This is a genomic window from Marinactinospora endophytica (assembly GCF_054780875.1).
The window spans coordinates 53,943-75,290 of sequence record NZ_BAAGVM010000018.1 but is presented as its reverse complement, the minus strand read 5'-3'; the positions used below and the strand labels follow the sequence as shown (position 1 = coordinate 75,290).

2 protein-coding genes are annotated in these 21,348 nt (G+C 76.9%); both read left to right on the top strand.

Translation table 11 applies throughout. The features are described from left to right. Positions 1-16 precede the first annotated feature (16 nt). On the top strand, positions 17-14,158 hold the full coding sequence (locus ACYVHU_RS25065; protein WP_498949658.1) for a non-ribosomal peptide synthetase: 14,142 nt from the start codon (positions 17-19) through the stop codon (positions 14,156-14,158). Beyond that, positions 14,155-21,252 carry a non-ribosomal peptide synthetase gene (locus tag ACYVHU_RS25060; protein WP_498949657.1) on the top strand — a complete coding sequence of 2,366 codons (7,098 nt, stop codon included), beginning with the start codon at positions 14,155-14,157 and terminating at the stop codon, positions 21,250-21,252. The genes ACYVHU_RS25065 and ACYVHU_RS25060 overlap by 4 nt, the downstream gene beginning before the upstream one ends. The last annotated feature ends 96 nt before the right edge of the window (positions 21,253-21,348 follow it).

Below are 21,348 nucleotides of genomic sequence, written 5' to 3'. Positions count from 1 at the left end.
GGGAGCAACGCACGTCATGACGCACGCACCGACCGGCCTCCTGCCCCTCACCGGAGCGCAGGGCGGCGTCTGGTACGCCCAGCGGGTCGATCCGGACAACCCGATCTACAACGTCGGGCAGTACGCCGACCTGCCCGGCCGGATCGACACCGAGGCCTTCACCGGAGCGCTGCGCCATGTCACCGCCGAAACCGACGCGCTGCGCACCCGCATCGTCGAGGTGGACGGCACGCCCTACCAGCGGGTGGAAGAGGGGCCGGGCACACCCCCGGACCTGATCGACCTGAGCGGACAGGCCGACCCGCGCGCCACGGCCCTGGCCTGGATGCGCGCGGACATGGCCACCCCGGTCGACCCGACGGTCGGACCGCTGCACCGCTTCGCCCTGCTGCGCCTCGGTGAGGACCACCACCTGTGGTACCAGCGCTACCACCACATCGTCGCCGACGCCTACGCCATCACCACGCTGGCCCGCCGCGTCGCCGACGTCTACACCCGGCTGGCGCGGGGACAGCGGCCGGACGACAGGTTCGGCCGGCTGGCCGACGTGGTGGCCGAGGAGACCGCCTACGCGGACTCGCCGCGCCACAGCGCCGACCGGCAGTACTGGCGACACCTGCTCGCCGACCGGCCCGAACCGGTCCTGCTCGGCGACGCGCCCCCCGCCCCTCCGCGCGCCGCCACCCCGGCGCGCGGCGACCTGGACGCCGAGCTCACCCGGCGGCTGGCCGCGTTGGCGCAGCAGACGGGGGCGAGCTGGGCCGAGGCGCTGGTGGCGCTGTTCGCCGGCTACCTGCACCGGCGCACCGGCGCGCGCGAGGTCCTACTCGGCCTGCCGGCGATGGGCCGGCTCGGCTCGGCGGCGCTGCGCACCCCCTCGATGGTGGTCAACGTCTTGCCGCTGCGCCTGGCCGTCGGCCCCGGCGACACCCTCGCCGAGCTGGTGGCCCGCACCGTGGCCGCGATGCGCGGCCTGCGCGCCCACCAGCGCTACCGGGCCGAGGACATCCGCCGCGACCTCAACCTGGTGGGACGCGGCACGCTGCTGCACGGCCCGATGGTCAACATCAAGGCCTTCGACTACGACCTCGACTTCGCCGGGGTGCCCGCCACCACCCACACGCTGTCCGAGGGACCGGTCGACGACGTGTCCCTGTCGGTCAACGGCTCCCCCGACAAGAGGGAGGGGCTGCGCTTCACCCTCAACGGCAACGCCGCGCGCCACAGCCCCGACGAACTGGCGGAGCACCTCACCCGGTGGTGCCACCTGCTCGAACGCGCGCTCACCGCCCCGGCCCCCGCCCGCCACCGCGTCGCCGACCTCGACGTCCTCACCCCCCGGGAACAGAGCCGGATGGCGACGGTGTGCCGGGGGCCGCGCCGCGCGATCCCCGACCACGGCGTCGCCGAACTGGTCGCCGAGGTGGCGCGGCGCTCACCGGAGGCGGTCGCGGTGCGCGCGGGCGGGCGCGAGCTGACTTACGCCGGGCTGGAGGAGGCGGCCGGCCGGCTCGCCGCCCGGCTGCGCGCCCATGGCGCGGGGCCGGAGCGGGTGGTGGCGGTTGCGGTGCCGCGCGGGGTGGACCTGGTGGTGGCGTTGCTGGCGGTGCAGCGGTGCGGGGCGGTCTACCTGCCGGTGGACCCGGAGTTCCCCGCCGCCCGCATCGAACAGGTCCTCACCGACTCGGGGGCCGAGCTGCTGATCACCACCTCCGGGCTCGCCGCCGCCCTGCCCTCGGGCGCCCGCCGTGTCCTGGTCGGCCCGAGCGCCGACGACGAGCCGCAGCCGCAGCCGCTACCGGCGCAGCCGGTCGGTCCGGATTCGGCCGCCTACGTCCTCTACACCTCTGGTTCGACCGGGCGGCCCAAGGGCGTGGTGGTGTCCCACCGCGCGCTGGCCAACTTCCTGGCCGACATGGGGGAGCGGTTCCCACTGGCACCGGGCGACCGGTGGTTGGCGGTGACGACGGTCGGGTTCGACATCTCGGCGTTGGAGATCTACCTGCCGTTGCTGGCCGGGGCCACCGTGGTCCTGGCCGACCCCGACACGGTGCGCGATCCACGGGAACTGTCCCGGACGATCGCCGCCGAGCGCCCCTCCGTCATGCAGGCGACGCCGACGCTGTGGCGGGCGTTGGTCGAGGAGGACCCGGGGGCGGTGCGCGGACTGCGGGTGCTGGTGGGAGGCGAGGCATTGCCACCGGACCTGGCCGAGACGCTGGCCGGCGGTGCGGCGTCGGTGACCAACCTGTACGGGCCGACCGAGACCACCATCTGGTCCACCACGGCACCCGTCCTGGCCGACCTGCCGGTCACGATCGGCACCCCCATCGCCAACACCGACGTCCACGTGCTCGACGCGGCGCTGCGTCCGGTGCCCGAGGGCGTCGCGGGCGACCTGTACATCTCGGGCGCGGGGCTGGCGCGCGGCTACCTGGGGCGGGCGGACCTGACCGCCGAGCGGTTCGTCGCCGACCCCTACGGCCCGCCCGGAACCCGCATGTACCGCACCGGCGACCTCGCCCGGCGCCGCCGTGACGGCGCCCTCGACTTCCTGGGACGCAGCGACCACCAGGTCAAGATCCGGGGCTTTCGCATCGAGCTCGGCGAGGTCGAGGCCGCGCTGGCCGACCAACCCGGCGTGGGCCAGGCCGTCGTCGTCGCGCGCGAGGGCGGCCCCGGCGGCCCCCGCCTCGTCGGCTACCTCGTGCCCGCCCCGGGGAGCACCCCCGACACCGACGCGGTGCGCGCGGCGCTGGCCGACCGGCTGCCCGGCTACATGGTGCCCGCCGCGCTGGTGGTCTTGGAGGCGCTGCCGCTCACCGCCAACGGCAAGATCGACCGCGCCGCCCTGCCCGCCCCCGACCTCGCCGCCACGGCCGGGGCGACCGCGCCACGCGACGCGGCCGAGGAACAGATGTGCGAGCTGTTCGCCGACGTGCTCGGCCTGCCCCGGATCGGCGCGGACGACGACTTCTTCGCCTTCGGCGGCGACTCCCTCGCCGCCACCCGCCTCGCCGCGCGCGCGGGCGAACGGCTGGGCGCGCGCGTCGGCATCCGCGACGTGTTCGACGCGCCCACCCCCGCCGCGCTCGCCCGCCGCGCCGCCGCCCTCGCCACGGCCGGGAAGCCGACGCATCCCGCCCCCGCGCGCCCCCGCCCCGAACGCCTTCCGCTCTCCCACGCCCAGGAGCGGCTGTGGTTCCTGGAACGGCTCGCCGGCCCCTCGCCCACCTACACGGTCCCGGTCGCGCTGCGGCTGACCGGGGCGGTCGACGCCGACGCGCTGGCCACGGCGCTGGGCGACGTCGCCGTCCGCCACGAGCCATTGCGCACCGTCTACGCCGACGACGCCGAAGGCCCCCGCCAGCGCATCCTGCCCCCCGACGAACTGCCCCGCCTCCTGGAGACCGCCGACATCACACCGGCCGAACTGGCCGGGCGGGTCGCCGAGATCCTGCACCGCCCCTTCGACGTCACCACGGACGTGCCCGTCCGCGCCGCCCTGCTGCGGACCGCGCCCCAAGAACAGGTCCTCGTCCTGGCCTTCCACCACATCGCCACCGACGAGTGGTCGGAGGGGCCGTTCCTGCGCGACCTCGACGCCGCCTACACCGCCCGCCGCGCCGGACACGCCCCCGACTGGGCGCCGCTGCCGGTCCACTACGCCGACCACGCGCTGGCGCGGCGCGCGCACCTGGGCGACCCCGACGACCCCGACTCTCCGATGTCCGCCCGGCTCGCCTTCTGGGCGGCGGAGCTGCGGGGCCTGCCCGAGGAGGCCACCCTGCCCCTGGACCGACCCCGTCCGGCCCAGCCCAGCGGCCACGGCGCCACCATCCCGGTGCGCGTCGACGCCGCCCTGCTGGAGGAGATCCGCGGGCTCGCCGCCCGCAGCGGGGTCACCGTCTTCATGGTCGTGCAGGCCGCGGTCGCCGTCCTGCTGCACCGCATGGGCGCCGGCGACGACATCCCCATCGGCACGCCGGTGACCGAACGCGACGACGCCGCCACCCACGACCTCGTCGGCCTGTTCCTCAACCTGCTGGTGCTGCGCACCGACGTCTCCGGCGACCCGTCCTTCGCCGAGCTGCTGGAACGGGTCCGCGCCCGCGACGTCACCGCGTTCGCCCACGCCGACGCCCCGTTCCACCGGGTCGTCGAACACCTCAACCCGTCCCGCTCCCTCGGCCGGCACCCGCTGTTCCAGGTCATGCTCACCTACCAGCGCGACCCCGCCCACAGCCGACTCCTGGGAGCCCGGGCGCGTGTCGAACCGGTCGACATCGCCACGGCAAAGACCGACCTGGAGTTCGTGTTCGCCGAACGCCCGGGAACCCCGGGACTGGCCGCGAGCCTGCGCTACTCCACCGACCTGTTCGACGAGGCCACCGCGCTGACCGCGGCGCGGCGGCTGGAACGCCTCCTCGCCCAGGTCACCGCCGACCCGCGGCGGCGCGTCGGCGACCTGGACGTTCTCACCGCGGCCGAGCGCCGACGCCTGGAGAGCGCCCAAGGGCGCGCCTCCGCCCCGTTCGCACCCGTGCCCCACCGCGTCGCCGAGGTGGCGCGGCGCGCGCCGGAGGCGGTCGCGGTGCGCGCGGGCGGGCGCGAGCTGACCTACGCCGGGCTGACGGAGCGGGTGGAACGCCTGTCCCGCGCTCTGGCCGCGCGCGGCGCGGGGCCGGAGCGGGTGGTGGCGGTTGCGGTGCCGCGCGGGGTGGACCTGGTGGTGGCGTTGCTGGCGGTGCAGCGGTGCGGGGCGGTCTACCTGCCGGTGGACCCGGAGTTCCCCGCCGCCCGCATCGAACACGCGCTCACCAACGCCGGCGCCGTCCTCGCCGTGGCGACGGGCGAGACCGCCGAGATCCTGCCGGACGACGTTGCGCTGCTGCTCCTCGACGACCCGGCCGGCCTCCCCGACCACGACGGCTCCCCCCTCCCCGCCCAGCCGGTCGGTCCGGATTCGGCCGCCTACGTCCTCTACACCTCTGGTTCGACCGGGCGGCCCAAGGGCGTGGTGGTGCCGCACGGCGCCCTGGCGGCCTTCCTGGCCGACATGGGGGAGCGGTTCCCGTTGACGTCGGGCGACCGGTGGTTGGCGGTGACGACGGTCGGGTTCGACATCTCGGCGTTGGAGATCTACCTGCCGTTGCTGGCCGGGGCCACCGTGGTCCTGGCCGACCCCGACACGGTGCGCGACCCGCGCGCGCTCGCCGACCTGGCGCAGACCGAACAGGCGACGATCATGCAGGCGACGCCGACGCTGTGGCGGGCGTTGGCCGAGGAGGACCCGGGGGCGGTGCGCGGGCTGCGGGTGCTGGTGGGAGGCGAGGCGCTGCCGCCGGACCTGGCCGAGACGCTGGCCGGCGGTGCGGCGTCGGTGACCAACCTGTACGGGCCGACCGAGACCACCATCTGGTCCACCGCGGCACCCGTGCGCGCCGGAACCCCCGTCCGCATCGGCACCCCCATCGCGGGCACGGCCGTGCGCGTGCTCGACGCGGCGTTGCGCCCGGTGCCCGACGGCGTGGTCGGCGACCTGTACATCTCGGGCGCGGGGCTGGCCCGGGGATATGCCGGGCGTGCGGGCCTGACCGCCGAGCGGTTCGTCGCCGACCCCTACGGCCCGCCCGGAACCCGCATGTACCGCACCGGCGACCTCGCGCGCTGGAGCCCGCAGGGGACGCTGGACTTCCTCGGCCGCGTCGACCACCAGGTCAAGATCCGGGGCTTTCGCATCGAGCTCGGCGAGGTCGAGGCCGCGCTGGCCGACCAGCCCGGCGTGGGCCAGGCCGTCGTCGTCGCGCGCCCCGGAGCGGATGGCCGGCCCGCGCTGGTGGGCTACCTGGTGGCCCGGGACGCAGAGATCGACGTCGACGCGGTGCGCGCGGCGCTGGCCGACCGGCTGCCCGGCTACATGGTGCCCGCGGCACTGGTGGCTTTGGAGGCGCTGCCGCTCACCGCCAACGGCAAGATCGACCGCGCCGCCCTGCCCGCCCCCGCCACGCGGGGGGAGGCGCCCGCCGGCCCCGCGCCCGCCGGCCCCTTCGAGGCCGCGCTGCGCGACCTGTTCGCCGACGTGCTCGGCCTGCCCCGGGTCGGCGCGGACGACGACTTCTTCGCCCTGGGCGGCCACTCGCTGGCCGCCGCCCGCGTCGCCGGGCGCATCCGCGCCGACCTGGGGGTCGACGCCGGCGTGCGCGACCTGTTCGACGCGCCCACCCCGGCCGCGCTCGCCCACCGCCTGGCCGACGCGCGACGCGGCGGCGCCCGCCCCTCCCGTCGGCAACGCCCCGACCGCCTCCCGCTGTCACCCGAGCAGCGCCGCCTGTGGCTCATCGACCGGCTCGACGGCCCGGGGTCCGCCTACAACGTCCCCTGGGTGCTGCGGCTGCGCGGCGACCTCGACACCACCGCGCTGGCCGCGGCACTGGCCGACGTCGCCGAACGGCACGAAATCCTGCGCACCCGCTTCCCCGAGGTCGACGGCGAACCCGAGCAGCGCGTCGTCGAGCCCGGCGACACCGCCCTCCTGCGCGTCGACCCGGACGGGGCCGACCCCGCCCGGCTCATGGCCGCCGCCACCGAGCCGTTCGACCTGGCGGCGGGGCCGCCCATGCGCGCGGTCCTGTTCCCGGCAGGCCCCGCAGAACACGTCCTGCTGCTGGTGTTCCACCACATCGTGGTGGACGAGTGGTCGCAGGAACCGTTCCTGCGCGACCTCGACGCCGCCTACACCGCCCGCCGCGCCGGACACGCCCCCGACTGGGCGCCGCTCCCGCTCCACTACGCCGACTACGCGCTGTGGCGCCACGACCTGCTCGGCGACCCCGCCGACCCCGGCTCCACGGCGGCCCGGCTGCGCGCCCACTGGCGCTCCGCCCTGGCCGGCCTGCCCGACGAGGCGACCCTGCCCCCCGACCGGCCCCGGCCGGCCGTCCTCGGAACCCACGGCGACCTGGTCCGCTTCACCGTGCCCGCCCGGCTGCGCGCGGCGATGACCGAGTTGGCCACGCGCCTCGGCGCCACCCCGTTCATGGTGCTGCGCGCCGCCGTGGCGGCCCTGCTCCACCGGATGGGCGCCGGCGACGACATCCCCATTGGCACGCCGGTCACCACCCGCTCCGACGCCGCGCTCCACCACGCCGTCGGCTTCTTCCTCAACACCCTGGTGCTGCGCACCGACCTGTCCGGCGACCCGTCCTTCGCCGAACTGCTGGGGCGGGTGCGCGCGAGCGACCCGCGCGCCCACGACCACGCCGACCTGCCCTTCGACGAGGTCGTCGACCTCCACGCCCCGACGCGCTCACGCGGCCGCCACCCCCTCTTCCAGGTGATGGTCTCCCACCAGATCCGCCCCGACGGGGTCGGGTCCCTCCTGGGCACCCGCTCGACCACCGAGGACCTGGTGGTCCCCGGCGCCAAGTTCGACCTGGAGATCGCGTTCATCGAACGCCCCGGCGTGGACGGCCTGGACGGCGTGGTGCGCTACGCCACCGCGCTGTACGACCGGGTGACCATCGAGCGGTTCGCCCAGCGCCTGACCGGCCTGCTCGACGCCGCGGTCGCCGACCCCGCGCGCCCGATCGGCGCGCTCGACGTCCTCCTCCCCGCCGAGCGCGCCCTCCTCGCCGCGGAGAACACCACCCACCGCCCGCTGCCCGAGACCACGCTGACCGCCCTGCTCGCCCACGACACCGACCCCGACGCCACCGCCCTGATCCACGAGGACGCCGCGGGCACCCCGACGCGACTGTCGCGCGGCGGGTTCGAGGCGCGGGTGAACCGGCTGGCTCGGGCGCTGGCCGCACGCGGTGTGGGACCCGAGACGGTCGTCGCCGTGGCCATGGAACGCTCGGCGGAGCTGGTGGTGGCGGTGCACGCGGTGGTGCGCGCGGGCGCGGCCTACCTACCGGTGGACCCCGGCGACCCGGCCGAGCGGCTGGCCGCCGTCCTCGACGACGCCCGCCCGGCCCTGCTGCTGCTCGACGACGCCGGCGCCGCGAGCGTCCCGGAACGGGCCGGCGTCGAACGCCTCGTCGTGACCGACCCCCGGGTGCGCGACCGTCTCGCGCGCCTGCCCGCCACGCCTCCCGCCCCCGGAGAACTCCCCGAACCACGGCCCGACCATCCCGCCTACGTCATCTACACCTCCGGCTCCACCGGCCGGCCCAAGGGGGTGGTGGTCCCCCACTCGGCCATCGTCAACCGGTTGCTGTGGACCCAGGACCACTACCGCCTCACCCCCGCCGACCGGGTGGCGCACAAGACCCCGGCCACCTTCGACGTGTCGGTGTGGGAGCTGTTTTGGCCCTTCCTCGCCGGCGCGACCCTGGTCGTGGCCCCGGCCGGGGTCCACCGCGACCCGGCCCGGCTGGCCGCGCTGTTCCAGCGGCACGGCGTGACCACGGCGCACTTCGTGCCGTCGATGCTGGAGGTGTTCCTGGAGGAGCCGGCCGCCGCCGGATGCGTCGCGCTGCGCCGGGTCCTCGCCTCGGGCGAGGCCCTGCCCACGGCGACCGCCGCGCGTTTCGCGGCGGTGCTGCCGCAGGCGCGGCTGCACAACCTGTACGGGCCCACCGAGGCGGCGGTGGACGTCACCGCCTTCCCCGCCGACCAGGCCGGGCAGGGGCCGAGCGTGCCGATCGGCCATCCGGTGTGGAACACCCGCGCCCACGTGCTGGACGCGACGCTGCGCCCGGTGCCACCGGGCGTTCCAGGGGAGCTCTACCTCGCCGGCGTCCAGCTGGCGCGCGGCTACCTGGGGCGTGCGGACCTGACCGCCGAACGGTTCGTCGCCGACCCCTTCGGCCACCCCGGAGCCCGGCTGTACCGCACCGGTGACCTGGTGCGCCGCCGTGCCGACGGCGCGATCGAGTTCCTCGGCCGCACCGACTTCCAGGTCAAGATCCGCGGGGTGCGGATCGAGCCCGGCGAGGTCGAGGCGGCCCTGACCGCGCTGCCCGGCGTCGGCGCCGCGCTCGTCGTCGCCCGCGCCACGGCGTCAGGAGACCAGGCCCTCATCGGCTACGTCACACCGCGCGCCGGAGCCAGCCTGGACCCCGAGGAGCTGCGCGCCGCCCTGGCGGGCCGGCTGCCCGCCCACCTGGTGCCCGCCGCGGTCGTGGTGCTGGCCGCCTTCCCGCTGACCACCAGCGGCAAGATCGACCGCGCCGCCCTGCCCGCCCCGGCGTCGGGGACCGCGCCCGCCCGACGGCGCGCCCCCGCCGGACCGGTCGAGGCCGCGCTGTGCGAGCTGTTCGCCGACGTGCTCGGCCTGCCCCGCGTCGAGGTGGACGACGACTTCTTCGCGCTGGGCGGCAACTCCCTGGCCGCCGCGCGGACCATGAACCGGGTGCGCGCCCGGCTGGAGACCGACGCCGGAGTCGCCGCCCTGTTCGACGCCCCCACCCCCGCGGCGCTCGCCGCCCTCCTCGCCGCCCGCGCCACCCCCGACACCCCGGCCACGGGCGGACCGGTGCTGCGCCGCCGCGTCACCGGGGAACGCGGCCTGCCGCTGTCGGACGGCCAACGCCGCATGTGGGTCGCCGGGACACTCGACCCGGGAGCCGCCCACAACGTGGTCTGGGCGCTGCGCATCGACGGCGACCTCGACGCCACCGCGCTGGCCGCGGCACTGGCCGACGTCACCGACCGGCACGAGATCCTGCGCAGCGTCTTCCCCGACGAGGGAGGAGAACCCCGCCAGGACGTCCTGGCCGAAGGCACCCCGCTCGCGGTGGCCGACGCGGCGGGCGGCGACCCCGACGCCCTGCTCGCCGAGGCCGCGCGCCGCCCCTTCGACCTGCGCGCCCACCCCCCGTTCCGCCCCACACTGGTGCGCGTCGGGCGGCAGCGGCACGTCCTGCTGCTGGTGTTCCACCACATCGCGGTGGACGAGTGGTCGCAGGAACCGTTCCTGCGCGACCTCGACGCCGCCTACACCGCCCGCCGTGCCGGACACGCCCCCGACTGGACGCCCCTGCCGGTGCGCCCCGCCGACTACGCGCTGTGGCGCCGCGACCTGCTCGGCGACCCCACCGACCCCGACTCCACCCAGACGCGGCTGCGCGCCCACTGGCGCCGCGTCCTGGCCGGCCTGCCCGAGGAGACCGCGCTGCCGGCCGACCGGCCCCGCCCCGATAGGCGCGACGGCGTGGGCGCGGCGGTGGAGACCGAGGTGCCGCCGGCCCTGGCCGCCGCCCTCGCCGAGCTGGGCCGCGCCCACGGCGCGACACCGTTCATGGTGTTCCAGAGCGCGGTCGCGCTGCTGCTGCACAAGCTCGGAGCCGGCACCGACATCCCGCTGGGCACCGCCGTGACCGAACGCGCCGACGAGGCGCTGCACGACCTCGTCGGCTTCTTCCTCAACACGGTCGTCGTGCGCGCCGACCTCTCCGCCGACCCCGCCTTCACCGAACTGGTGGAGCGGATCCGCGCCACCGGCCTCGACGCGCTCGCCCACGCCGCCCTGCCCTTCGACCACGTGGTCGACGAACTCGCCCCCGAGCGCGCGCCCGGCCGCCACCCCCTCTTCCAGGTGATGGTCACCCACCAGATCCGCCCCGAGCGGCCCGAGCGGCTGTTCGGCCTGGACACCCGGATCGACGACGGGATGGGGGCGGCGGCGCGCTTCGACCTGGAATTCGAGTTCGTCCAGACCCCGGGCGAGGACGGGGCGCGCGTGGTGGTCCGCTACGCCACCGACCGGTTCGACCGCACCACCGCGCAGGGCATCGCCGAGCGCCTGCTCGGCCTGCTCCACCGGGTGGCCGAACGTCCCGGCCTGCGCCCCTCCGGCCTGGACCTGCTCACCGACCCCGAACGCGCCGCGATCGGGGCCGGCAACGCCACCGGCCACCCGGTCACCGCGCAGACCCTGCCCGACCTGCTGGACCGGTCGCCCGCCCCCGCCCACGCGGTCGCGTTGGAAACCGCCACCGAGCAGGTGACCCGCGCCGGATTCGAGGCGCGGGTGAACCGGTTGGCGCGGGCGCTGATCGCGCGCGGTGTGGGACCGGAGTCGGTCGTCGCCGTGGCCGTGGAACGCTCGACGGCGTTCCTGGTGGCGGTGCACGCGGTGGTGCGCGCGGGCGCGGCCTACCTGCCGGTGGACCCCGACGACCCGGCCGGACGCCTGGCCGCCGTCCTCGACGACGCCGGGCCCCTCCTCGTCATCGCCTCGACCGAGACGGTCTCCAGGCTCCCCGGGCAGGTCGAGACGCTGGTACCCGAGGCGGTCGCCACCGCGGCCGAACTCGCCGCCCACTCCGACGCCCCGCTGACCGACGCCGACCGCAGGGCTCCGCTGCGCGGCGACCACCCGGCCTACGTCATCTACACCTCCGGTTCCACCGGCCGGCCCAAGGGGGTGGTGGTTCCCCACTCGGCCATCGTCAACCGGTTGGAGTGGATGGCCGCCGCCTACCCGCTCGGCCCCGCCGACCGGGTGGCGCACAAGACCCCGGCCACCTTCGACGTGTCGGTGTGGGAGCTGTTCTGGCCGGTGGCCGCGGGCGTCCCGCTGGTCGTCGCCGACCCGGGCGTCCACCGCGACCCGGCCCGGCTGGCCGCGCTGTTCCAGCGGCACGGCGTGACCACGACACACTTCGTGCCGTCGATGCTGCGCGCCTTCCTGGAGGAGCCGGCCGCCGCCGGGTGCGCCACGCTGCGCCAGGTGTTCGCCTCGGGCGAGGCCCTGCCCACGGCGACCGCCGCGCGTTTCGCGGCGGTGCTGCCGCAGGCGCGGCTGCACAACCTGTACGGGCCTACCGAGGCGGCGGTGGACGTCACCGCGTTCCCGGCCGACCGGGTGACGCAGGGGCCGAGCGTGCCGATCGGCCATCCGGTGTGGAACACCCGCGCCCACGTGCTGGACGCGGCGCTGCGCCCGGTGCCACCGGGGGTGTCGGGAGAGCTCTACCTCGCCGGCGTCCAGCTGGCGCGCGGCTACCTGGGGCGTGCGGACCTGACCGCCGAACGGTTCGTCGCCGACCCCTTCGGCCACCCCGGAGCCCGGCTGTACCGCACCGGTGACCTGGTGCGCCGCCGTGCCGACGGCGCGATCGAGTTCCTCGGCCGCACCGACTTCCAGGTCAAGATCCGCGGGGTGCGGATCGAGCCCGGCGAGGTCGAGGCGGCCCTGACCGCGCTGCCCGGCGTCGGCGCCGCCGTGGTCACCGTCCAGACCACCCCGGCGGGCGGACGCCACCTCGTCGCCCACGTGGAACCCGAACCCGGTGCCACCCCCACGGGAGGGGACCTGGCGGCCGCCCTGGCCGACCGGCTGCCCGCCCACCTGGTGCCCGCCGCGGTCGTGGTGCTGGCCGCCCTCCCGCTGACCACCAGCGGCAAGATCGACCGCGCCGCCCTGCCGGCGGCCGACCTCGCCGCCGGGGCCGGCGGCGGACGCGACCCCCGCGGCGAGGTCGAGGCCGCGCTGTGCGAGCTGTTCGCCGACGTGCTCGGCGTGCCCCGGGTCGGGGTGGACGACGGGTTCTTCGCGCTCGGCGGCGACAGCATCCTCGCCATCCGGCTCGTCGCCCGCGCCCGCGAACGCGGACTCCAGATCGGCGCCGCCGAGGTGTTCGCCCACCAGACACCGGCCCGCCTGGCGCCACTGGCGCGCCAGGCCACGGCCGCCCCCCGCCCCGGCGACGACGACGGGACCGGAGAGGTGGCGCTCACCCCGATCATGCACTGGCTGCGCGAGCGCGGCGGCCCCATCGACCGCTTCAGCCAGGCCATGCTGCTGCGCACCCCGCCCGGCGCCGACACCGAGCGGATCACCGCCGCGCTCCAGGAGGTCTTGGACCGCCACGCCATGCTGCGCGCGCGGCTGGACAGCGACGCCGACGGAACCTGGAGGCTGACCGCGCCCCCCGAGGGGACGGTGCCCGCCGAACGCATCCTGCGCCGCGTCCCCGCCACCGGGCTCGACGACGCCGGGCTGCGCGCCCTGGTACGGGCCGAAGCCGCCGCCGCGCAGGCCGGGCTGGACCCGGCAGCCGGAGACATGGTGCGCGCGGCCTGGCTGGACCGGGGCAACGCGCCCGGACGGCTCCTCCTCGTCGTCCACCACCTCGCCGTGGACGGGGTGTCCTGGCACATCCTGCGCGCCGACCTGGCCCGCGCCTGGACCCGACCCGGCCGTCTGGCCACGCTGCCGCGCGGCACCTCCTTCGCCGCCTGGGCGCGGATGCTGCACGCCGCCGCGACCGACCCCGCACGCGCGAGCGAAGCCGCACTGTGGCACCAGATCACCGCGGACCCGGGGCCACGGCTGGCCCACCGCGAACCGGACCCCGCCCGCGACACGGCGGCCACCACGCGCCGCCACGTCACCGTCCTGCCCACCGAGACCACCACGCCGCTGCTCACCCGGGTCCCCGAGGCGTTCTCCGCCGGCGCCGACGACGCGCTCGTCACCGCGCTGGCCCTGGCCGTCGCCGCGGAACGCGCCCGACGCGGCCGGGGAGGCGCCGGCGCGCCGGTGACCCTGCACCTCGAAGGGCACGGCCGCGAACCCGCCGTGGTGGGCCGGGCCGACGTCGACCTGACGGAGACGGTCGGCTGGTTCACCAGCCTCTTCCCGATCCGCGCCGACCTCGCCGACATCGACGTGGCCGAGGCGCGCCGCGGCGGCCCCGCGGCCGGACGGGCGCTCAAACGGGTCAAGGAGCACCTGCGGTCGCTGCCCGCGCGCGGCGCCGGATACGGGCTGCTGCGCTACCTGACCCCCGCCGCCGACCGGCAGACCGCCGGCGGCGAACCGGAGATCCTGTTCAACTACCTCGGCCGCCTCAGCGTCCCCGACGGGGACGACGGCGCGGACTTCGCGGTCGCCCCCGAGACCACCGAGATCCCGCCCGGCGCCGACCCCGCCATGCCCGTCGCCCACCCGCTGGAGGTCACCGCGCTCACCCGCGACGGCGCCGCCGGCCCGGAACTGGTGGCCACCTGGGCCTGGCCCGAAGGACTGCTCGCCGAAGAGATGGTGCGCTCCCTCGCCGAGGGCTTCCTCGACCACCTGCGCGGCATCGCCGCGCACGCCCAAGACCCCCACGCCGGCGGGCACACCCCGTCCGACCTGTCCCTCGTGACGCTCGACCAGGACGAGATCGACGAATTCGAAGCGGAGTGGAGACTGTCGTGAACACCCCCACCGGCCTGGAGGACATCCTCCCGCTGACCCCCTTGCAGGAGGGGCTGCTCTTCGAGAGCGGACGCGACGACGACCCCGGCGTCTACACCGTCCAGGTCGCGCTGGACCTGCGCGGACCGCTCGACCCGGCCGCGCTGCGCGAGGCCGCCCGCGCCCTGCTGCGCCGCCACCCCCACCTGCGCTCGGCGTTTCGCCGCCGCCGCAACGGCCAGGCCGTCGCCCTCGTCCCACGCCGCGTCGACCTGGCCTGGCGTGACACCGACCTGAGCGGGGCCGACGAGGCGGGCCGCGCCGCCGCGCTGCGCCGACTGCGTGACGAGGAACGCGCCACTCCCTTCGACCCGGCCACCCCGCCCCTCATCCGGTTCGCGCTGGCCCGCACGGCGCCCGACCACCACGTCCTCGTCCTCACCCACCACCACATCCTGCTCGACGGCTGGTCGCTGCCGCCGCTGACGCGCGAACTCCTCGACATCGCCGCGGCCGGCGACGACACCGCCCTGCCCCGGCCCACCCCCTACCGCGCCCACCTCGCCTGGCTGGCCGGCCGCGACCGCGCCGCCGCCGAGGCGGCCTGGCGCGCCGCACTGGCCGACCTGGACGGCCCCACCCTGCTCGCCGGCGCCCACCGGCCCGGCCGGGACACGCCCGACACCGTCCTCGCCGACGTTCCCGAGGACGTCACCGCCGCGCTGGGCGCGCTCGCCCGCGACCACGGCGTCACCCTCAGCACGGTCGTGCAGGCGGCGTGGGCGGCGCTGCTGGGCACCCTGCTGGACCGCGACGACGTCGTCTTCGGCACCACCGTCTCGGGGCGCCCGCCCGAGATCCCCGACGTCGAGTCGATGATCGGCCTGTTCATCACCACCGTCCCGGTCAGGGCGCGGCTGCGCCCCGCCGAACCGGTGGCCGACCTGCTGGCGCGGATGCGCGACGAGCGCGCCGCGCTCATGGACCACGACCACCTCGGCCTGGCCGGAATCCAGCGCCTGGCCGGCCCCACCCCCCTGTTCGACACCCTGGTGGTCGTCGAGAACTACCCGCTGGAACGCGCGACGCCGCCCGAGCGCGGCGCGTGGGTGGCCGCGGTCGAGGGGGACGACTCCACCCACTACCCGCTGTCACTGGGAGTGGTGCCGGGACGGCGCCTGCGGCTGCGCATCGGCCACCGGCCCGACCTGCTGCCCCGGCGGCGCGCCGAGGAGATCGGCGCGTGGCTGGTGACCCTGCTCGGACGCATCGCCGCGGACCCCGGCGCCCCCCTGGGCCGGCTGTGCCTGCTCGACGACGCCCGCCTCCGCCGCGCCGTCACCCCCGACGCCACCGACACGGCCGGCCGGGCCGCCACCCGCCCGGCCACCTTCCCCGACCTGCTCGCCCGCCGCGTCGCCGCCGACCCCGAGGCCCCGATGCTGGTCGGCGCCGACGGGCAGGAGAGCGCCGCCCAGGCCGACGCGCGCGCCACCCGGCTCGCCCGGGAACTCATCGCCCACGGCGCCGGCCCCGAGACCGTGGTCGCCGTCGCCCTGCCCCGCTCACCCGACCTCGCCGTGGCACTGGCCGCCGTCCTCAAAGCCGGCGCGGCCTACCTGGCCATCGACCCCGGGCACCCCGACGAGCGCGTCGCCACCACGCTGGCCGACGCCCGCCCGGTCTGCGCGGTCACCGACACCGGCCTGCACCCCCGGCTCGCCGGCCTCCTCGACGCCTCCTGCCTGGTCCTGGACGACCCGGACACCGCCGCGCGGGTGGCGGCACACCCGGCCACGCCCCTCACCGACGCCGACCGCGCGGCCCCGCTGCGCCCCGACCACGCCGCCTACCTCGTCTACACCTCCGGCTCCACCGGCCGGCCCAAGGGGGTGGTGGTCACCCACGAAGGGGTGGCCAAGCTCGTCGCCACCGCCTCCGACCGGCTCGGCGTGGGGTCCGGCTCCCGCATCGCGCAGTTCGCCTCACCGGCCTTCGACGTGGCGTTCTGGGAGATCGTCATGGGGCTGCTGTGCGGCGCGGCGCTCGTGCCGGTGCCCGAGGAACGGCGGGTGGCCGGCGCCCCGCTCATCGACCACCTGCGCGCCCACGGCGTCACCCACGCGGCCCTGCCCCCGGCGCTGCTGTCGGCGTTGCCCCCCGACATCGAACTCCCCCCGGGGATGACCGTCCTGGCCGGGACCGAGGCGGTCTCCGCGACCCTGGTGCGCCGCTTCGCCGCCGGACGCCCCATGTTCAACTGCTACGGCCCCACCGAGGCCACCGTCAACGCCACCCTGCACGCCTGTGACCCCGACGCCGACGCCGAGCGCGTCCCCATCGGCCGCCCCGACCCCGGCGTGCGCGCCTACGTGCTGGGCCGCGGCCTGCGCCCGCTGCCCGACGGGGTCACCGGGGAGCTCTACCTGGCCGGCCCCGGGCTGGCCCGCGGCTACAGCGGCCCCACCGCCCTGACCGCCGAACGGTTCGTCGCCGACCCCTTCGGCCCGCCCGGATCGCGCATGTACCGCACCGGGGACCTGGTGCGCCGCCGGCCCGACGGCGAACTGGACTTCCTGGGACGCGCCGACCACCAGGTGAAGATCCGCGGGCTGCGCGTCGAGCCCGCCGAGGTCGAATCGGCGCTGGCCGCCTGCCCGGACGTCGCCGCGTGCGTGGTCCTCGCCCGCGCCGACGACACCGGAACCGTCTCGCTGGCCGCCTACGCGGTCCCGGTGGACGGCGCCACCCTCGGCCCGCGCGCGCTACGCGACCGGCTCGCCGCCACGCTCCCCCCGGCGATGGTGCCCGCCGCGATCGCGGCGCTGCCCGAGCTGCCCACCCTGCCCAACGGCAAGGTGGACCGCGCCGCGCTGCCCGACGCCGAGCCCCTGGCCGCGGGCGGCGGGCGCCCGCCCCGCGACCCCGTCGAGGAGCTGCTGTGCGAGCTGTTCGCCGAAGTGCTCGACGTGCCCGCCGTCGGCATCGACGACGACTTCTTCGCGCTGGGCGGACACTCGCTGCTGGTGACCCGGCTGGTCGCGCGGGTACGCGCCGCGCTCGGCAGGGACCTGCCGCTGCGCGCCGTCTTCGACGCGCCCACCGTCGCCCGCCTGGCCGAGCACCTGGAGGCCGGACGCGAACTGCCCGCCCTGCGTCCACGGCCCCGCCCCGAAGTGCTGCCGCTGTCCTTCGCCCAGCAGCGCATGTGGTTCCTGTACCGGATGGACGGCCCCACCCCCACCTACACCATCCCCTTCGCCGCGCGGCTGCGCGGCCCGCTCGACCCCGCCGCGCTGCGCGCGGCACTGGCCGACGTGGTCGCCCGCCACGAGACCCTGCGCACGGTGTTCCCCGAGGTCGACGGCGAACCCCGGCAGGTGATCCGCGCCCCCGAGGCGGCCCGCCCGGACCTGCCGGTCCACCCGGTCGACGAGGCTGACCTGGCGCAGCGCCTGGCCGAGGCGACCGCGACCGGCTTCCGGCTGGAGGAGGAGCCGCCGTTGCGGGCCCACCTGTTCCGGCTCGGCCCCGACGAGCACGTGCTGCTGCTCCTGCTCCACCACATCGCCGGCGACGGGCGTTCGGCCCGGCCGCTGCTGCGCGACATCGGCACCGCCTACACCGCCCGGCTCGCGGGTCGGGCACCGGCCTGGACGCCCCTGCCGGTCCACTACGCCGACTACGGGCTGTGGCAGCGCGACCTGCTCGGCGACGAGAACGACCCCGACAGCCTGGTCGGCGCCCAGGCGGCGTTCTGGCGCACGGCCCTGGCCGGGCTGCCCGCCGAACTGGCGCTGCCCACCGACCGTCCCCGCCCCGCGGTCGCCGGCGGACGCGGCGGAGGTGTGCGCGTCACCGTCCCCGCCGGGCTCGCCGCCCGGCTGCGCGGGCTCGCCCGCGACTGCGACGCCAGCGTGTTCATGGTGCTCCAGGCCGCCGTCGCCGCGCTGCTGACCCGCCTGGGCGCGGGCACCGACATCCCGCTGGGCACCCCCGTGGCCGGACGCGCCGACCCCGCGCTGGACGACCTGGTCGGGTTCTTCGTCAACACGCTGGTGCTGCGCACCGACACCTCCGCCGACCCCTCCTTCCGCGAGCTGGTGGCACGAGTGCGCGAGGCCGACCTGGCCGCCTTCGAACACCAGGACATCCCCTTCGAGCGCCTGGTCGAACTGCTCAACCCGGTGCGCTCCACCGCCCACCACCCCTTGTTCCAGGTGATGGTCGCCTATCAGCGCGCCGGCGACCTGGAGTTCCCGTTGGCCGGGATCGAGGTCCGGCGCGAACCGCAGCCCGGGGCCACCGCGAAATTCGACCTGGCCGTGGAATTCCTGGACGACCCCGGCGGCGGGATCGGCTGCGCCCTGGACTACAGCGCCGACCTGTTCGACCACGCCACCGTCGAGGGCGTCGCCGCGCGGCTGCTGCGCCTGCTGGAGGCCGCCGCCGACGACCCGGCCCGCCCCATCGGCCGCCTCGACCTGCTCACCGCCGCGGAACGGGCCGAGGCCGCCGCCGTGGCGACCGGGCCGGCACTTCCCGCCGCCGACGTCACCCTGGCCGACCTGTTCGAACGCCAGGCGCGCGCCACCCCCGACGCCACCGCCCTGGTCTGCGGCGCGACGCGGCTCACCTTCGCCCGGCTCAACGCGCGCGCCAACCGGCTGGCCCACGAGCTGATCGCGCTCGGGGCCGGCCCCGAGCGCGTCGTCGCGCTGCTGCTGCCCCGCGAGGCCGACACCGTCGCCACGCTGCTGGCGGTCCTCAAGACCGGCGCCGCCTACCTGCCGATCGACCCGCTCTACCCTGATGAGCGCGTCACCCACATGCTCACCGACGCCGCCCCCGTCCTCCTGGTCACCTCGCCCGGCCTGGCCGACCGGCCGGCCGCGACCGCCGCCGGCGTCCCCCGCCTGGTCCTGACACCCGATACCGCCGCCCACCGACCCGCCACCGACCCCACCGACGCCGACCGCGCGGCCCCGCTGCGCCCCGACCACGCCGCCTACGTCATCTACACCTCCGGCTCCACCGGGCGGCCCAAGGGGGTGGTCGTCACCCACCGCAGCGTCGTCAACCTCTTCCACAGCCACCGTGAGACCCTGCACCGGCCCACGGCCCGCCGGGCCGGCGGGCGGGCGCTGCGGGTGGGGCACTCCTGGTCGTTCGCCTTCGACGCCTCCTGGCAGCCGCAACTGTGGCTGCTGGACGGCCACGCCCTGCACGTCGTCTCCGAGGAGGAGATGCGCGACCCCGATCTGCTGGTCGCCCACATCCGCTCCGCGCGCATCGACTTCATCGAGGTGACGCCCTCCCACGCGCTCCAGCTCGTGCGCGCGGGACTGTTCGACGACGGCGCCCACCACCCGTTGACCCTCGGCGTCGGCGGGGAGGCCGTCCCGCCCGCGCTGTGGCAGCGGCTGCGCGAACTGCCCGCCACCCGCGGGGTCAACCTCTACGGCCCCACCGAGACGACCGTCGACGCGCTCGCCGCCTTCACCACCGACCACGAACGGCCCGTCGTCGGCCGTCCCACGGCCAACACCACCGCGCACGTCCTCCACGCGGGCCTGCGTCCGGTGCCGCCCGGCGTCGTCGGCGAGCTCTACCTCGGCGGCGCCGGCCTGGCCCGCGGCTACCTGGGGCGGCCGGACACCACCGCCGAGCGGTTCGTCGCCGACCCCTACGGCCCGCCCGGATCGCGCCTGTACCGCACCGGCGACCTGGTCCGCCGCACCCCTGACGGCGCCATCGACTACGTCGGACGCGCCGACGACCAGGTCAAGGTGCGCGGGTTCCGCATCGAACTCGGCGAGATCGCCGCGGCGCTGGGCGCCCACCCCGACGTCGGCCAGGTCGCCGTCGACACCTGGGAGGCCGCACCCGGCGACCGTCGCGTCGCCGCCTACGTCGTGCCCGCCGGCGACGGCGGCGTCGACCCGGCGCTGCTGCGCGCCCACCTCGCCCGGACGCTGCCACCCTCGATGATCCCCGCGGCCTTCGTCACCTTGGACGCCCTCCCGCTCACCGCGCACGGCAAGATCGACCGGGCCGCGCTGCCCGCGCCCGACACCGCCGCGCACGAGCCGGGCCGCCCGCCGCGCGACGCCGCCGAGGCGCTGCTGTGCGCCCTGTACGCCGAGGTCCTCGGCCTGCCCGCGGTCGGCGCCGACGACGACTTCTTCGACCTCGGCGGCCACTCCATGCTCCTGGTGCGGCTGCGGGCGCTGGTCGCCGAGCACACCGGCGCCCGCCCGCGCATCGCCGACCTGTTCGCCCACCCCACCCCGGCCGCGCTCGCCGCCCACATCGCCCGCGACGGCACGGCCGCCACCGCGGTGGGAGACGGCGCCCCGGCACCGCGCGGCGTGCGGGTCCTGCGCGCCGAGGGGGAGCGGGCGCCGTTGTTCTGCGTCCACCCCGCGAGCGGGTTCGCCTGGCCCTTCGTCGGCCTGCGCCGCCACACCGGCGCGGACCGTCCCCTCTACGGTGTCGAGTCCCCCGACCTGTCGGCCGCGCTGGCCTCCGGCGCGGAACCCGCCAGCCTGGAGGAGCTCGCCGAGGAGTACGTGGCGCGCGTGCGCGCCGTCCGCCCGCACGGCCCCTACCACCTGGTCGGCTGGTCCTTCGGCGGCGCGCTCGCCCACGCCATGGCCGTGCGCCTGCGCAAGCAGGGGGAGCGGGTCGGGCTGCTGGCCCTGCTCGACGCCTTCCCGCCGGGCCACGCCCACCCGCCCCGCGAGGACGGGGCGGACGCGACGCCCCCCGACTTCGGGGAGGCGGGCGCGGCCGTCGCCGGCGACCACGGTGACCCGCGCCTGCTCGCGGCCAACCACCGGCTGGCCGCACGGCTGCTGGCCGCCGGGGTGCCCGGACACCACCCCGGCGACGTCCTCGTCGTCGAGGCCGCGCCGCCCGGCGGGCCGCGCGGGGAGGCGGCGCGGGCCTGGGCGCCCTACGTCGGGGGCGCGGTCGAGCGCGTCGAGGTGCCCTTCGCCCACGACGACCTGCTCGCCCCCGCCGCGCTGGCCGCCGTGGGGCCGCTGCTCGCCGACCGCCTCGCCGCCGCCGAGCAGCGCGAGGAGGACGCCGGAACCGTCCCCGGCGTGTGACCGGTGCCGGCGGGGAGGACCGCCCCGCCGGCACCCCGACGACCACCCGCGCGGCGCGGGCGCCGACACCGCCCGCGCCACACCCGTCCAGGTCAG

Bases quoted from the DNA above. Each gene is read 5' to 3' on its own strand.
- ACYVHU_RS25065 (WP_498949658.1), top strand. From the start codon at position 17: ATGACGCACGCACCGACCGGCCTCCTGCCCCTCACCGGAGCGCAGGGC.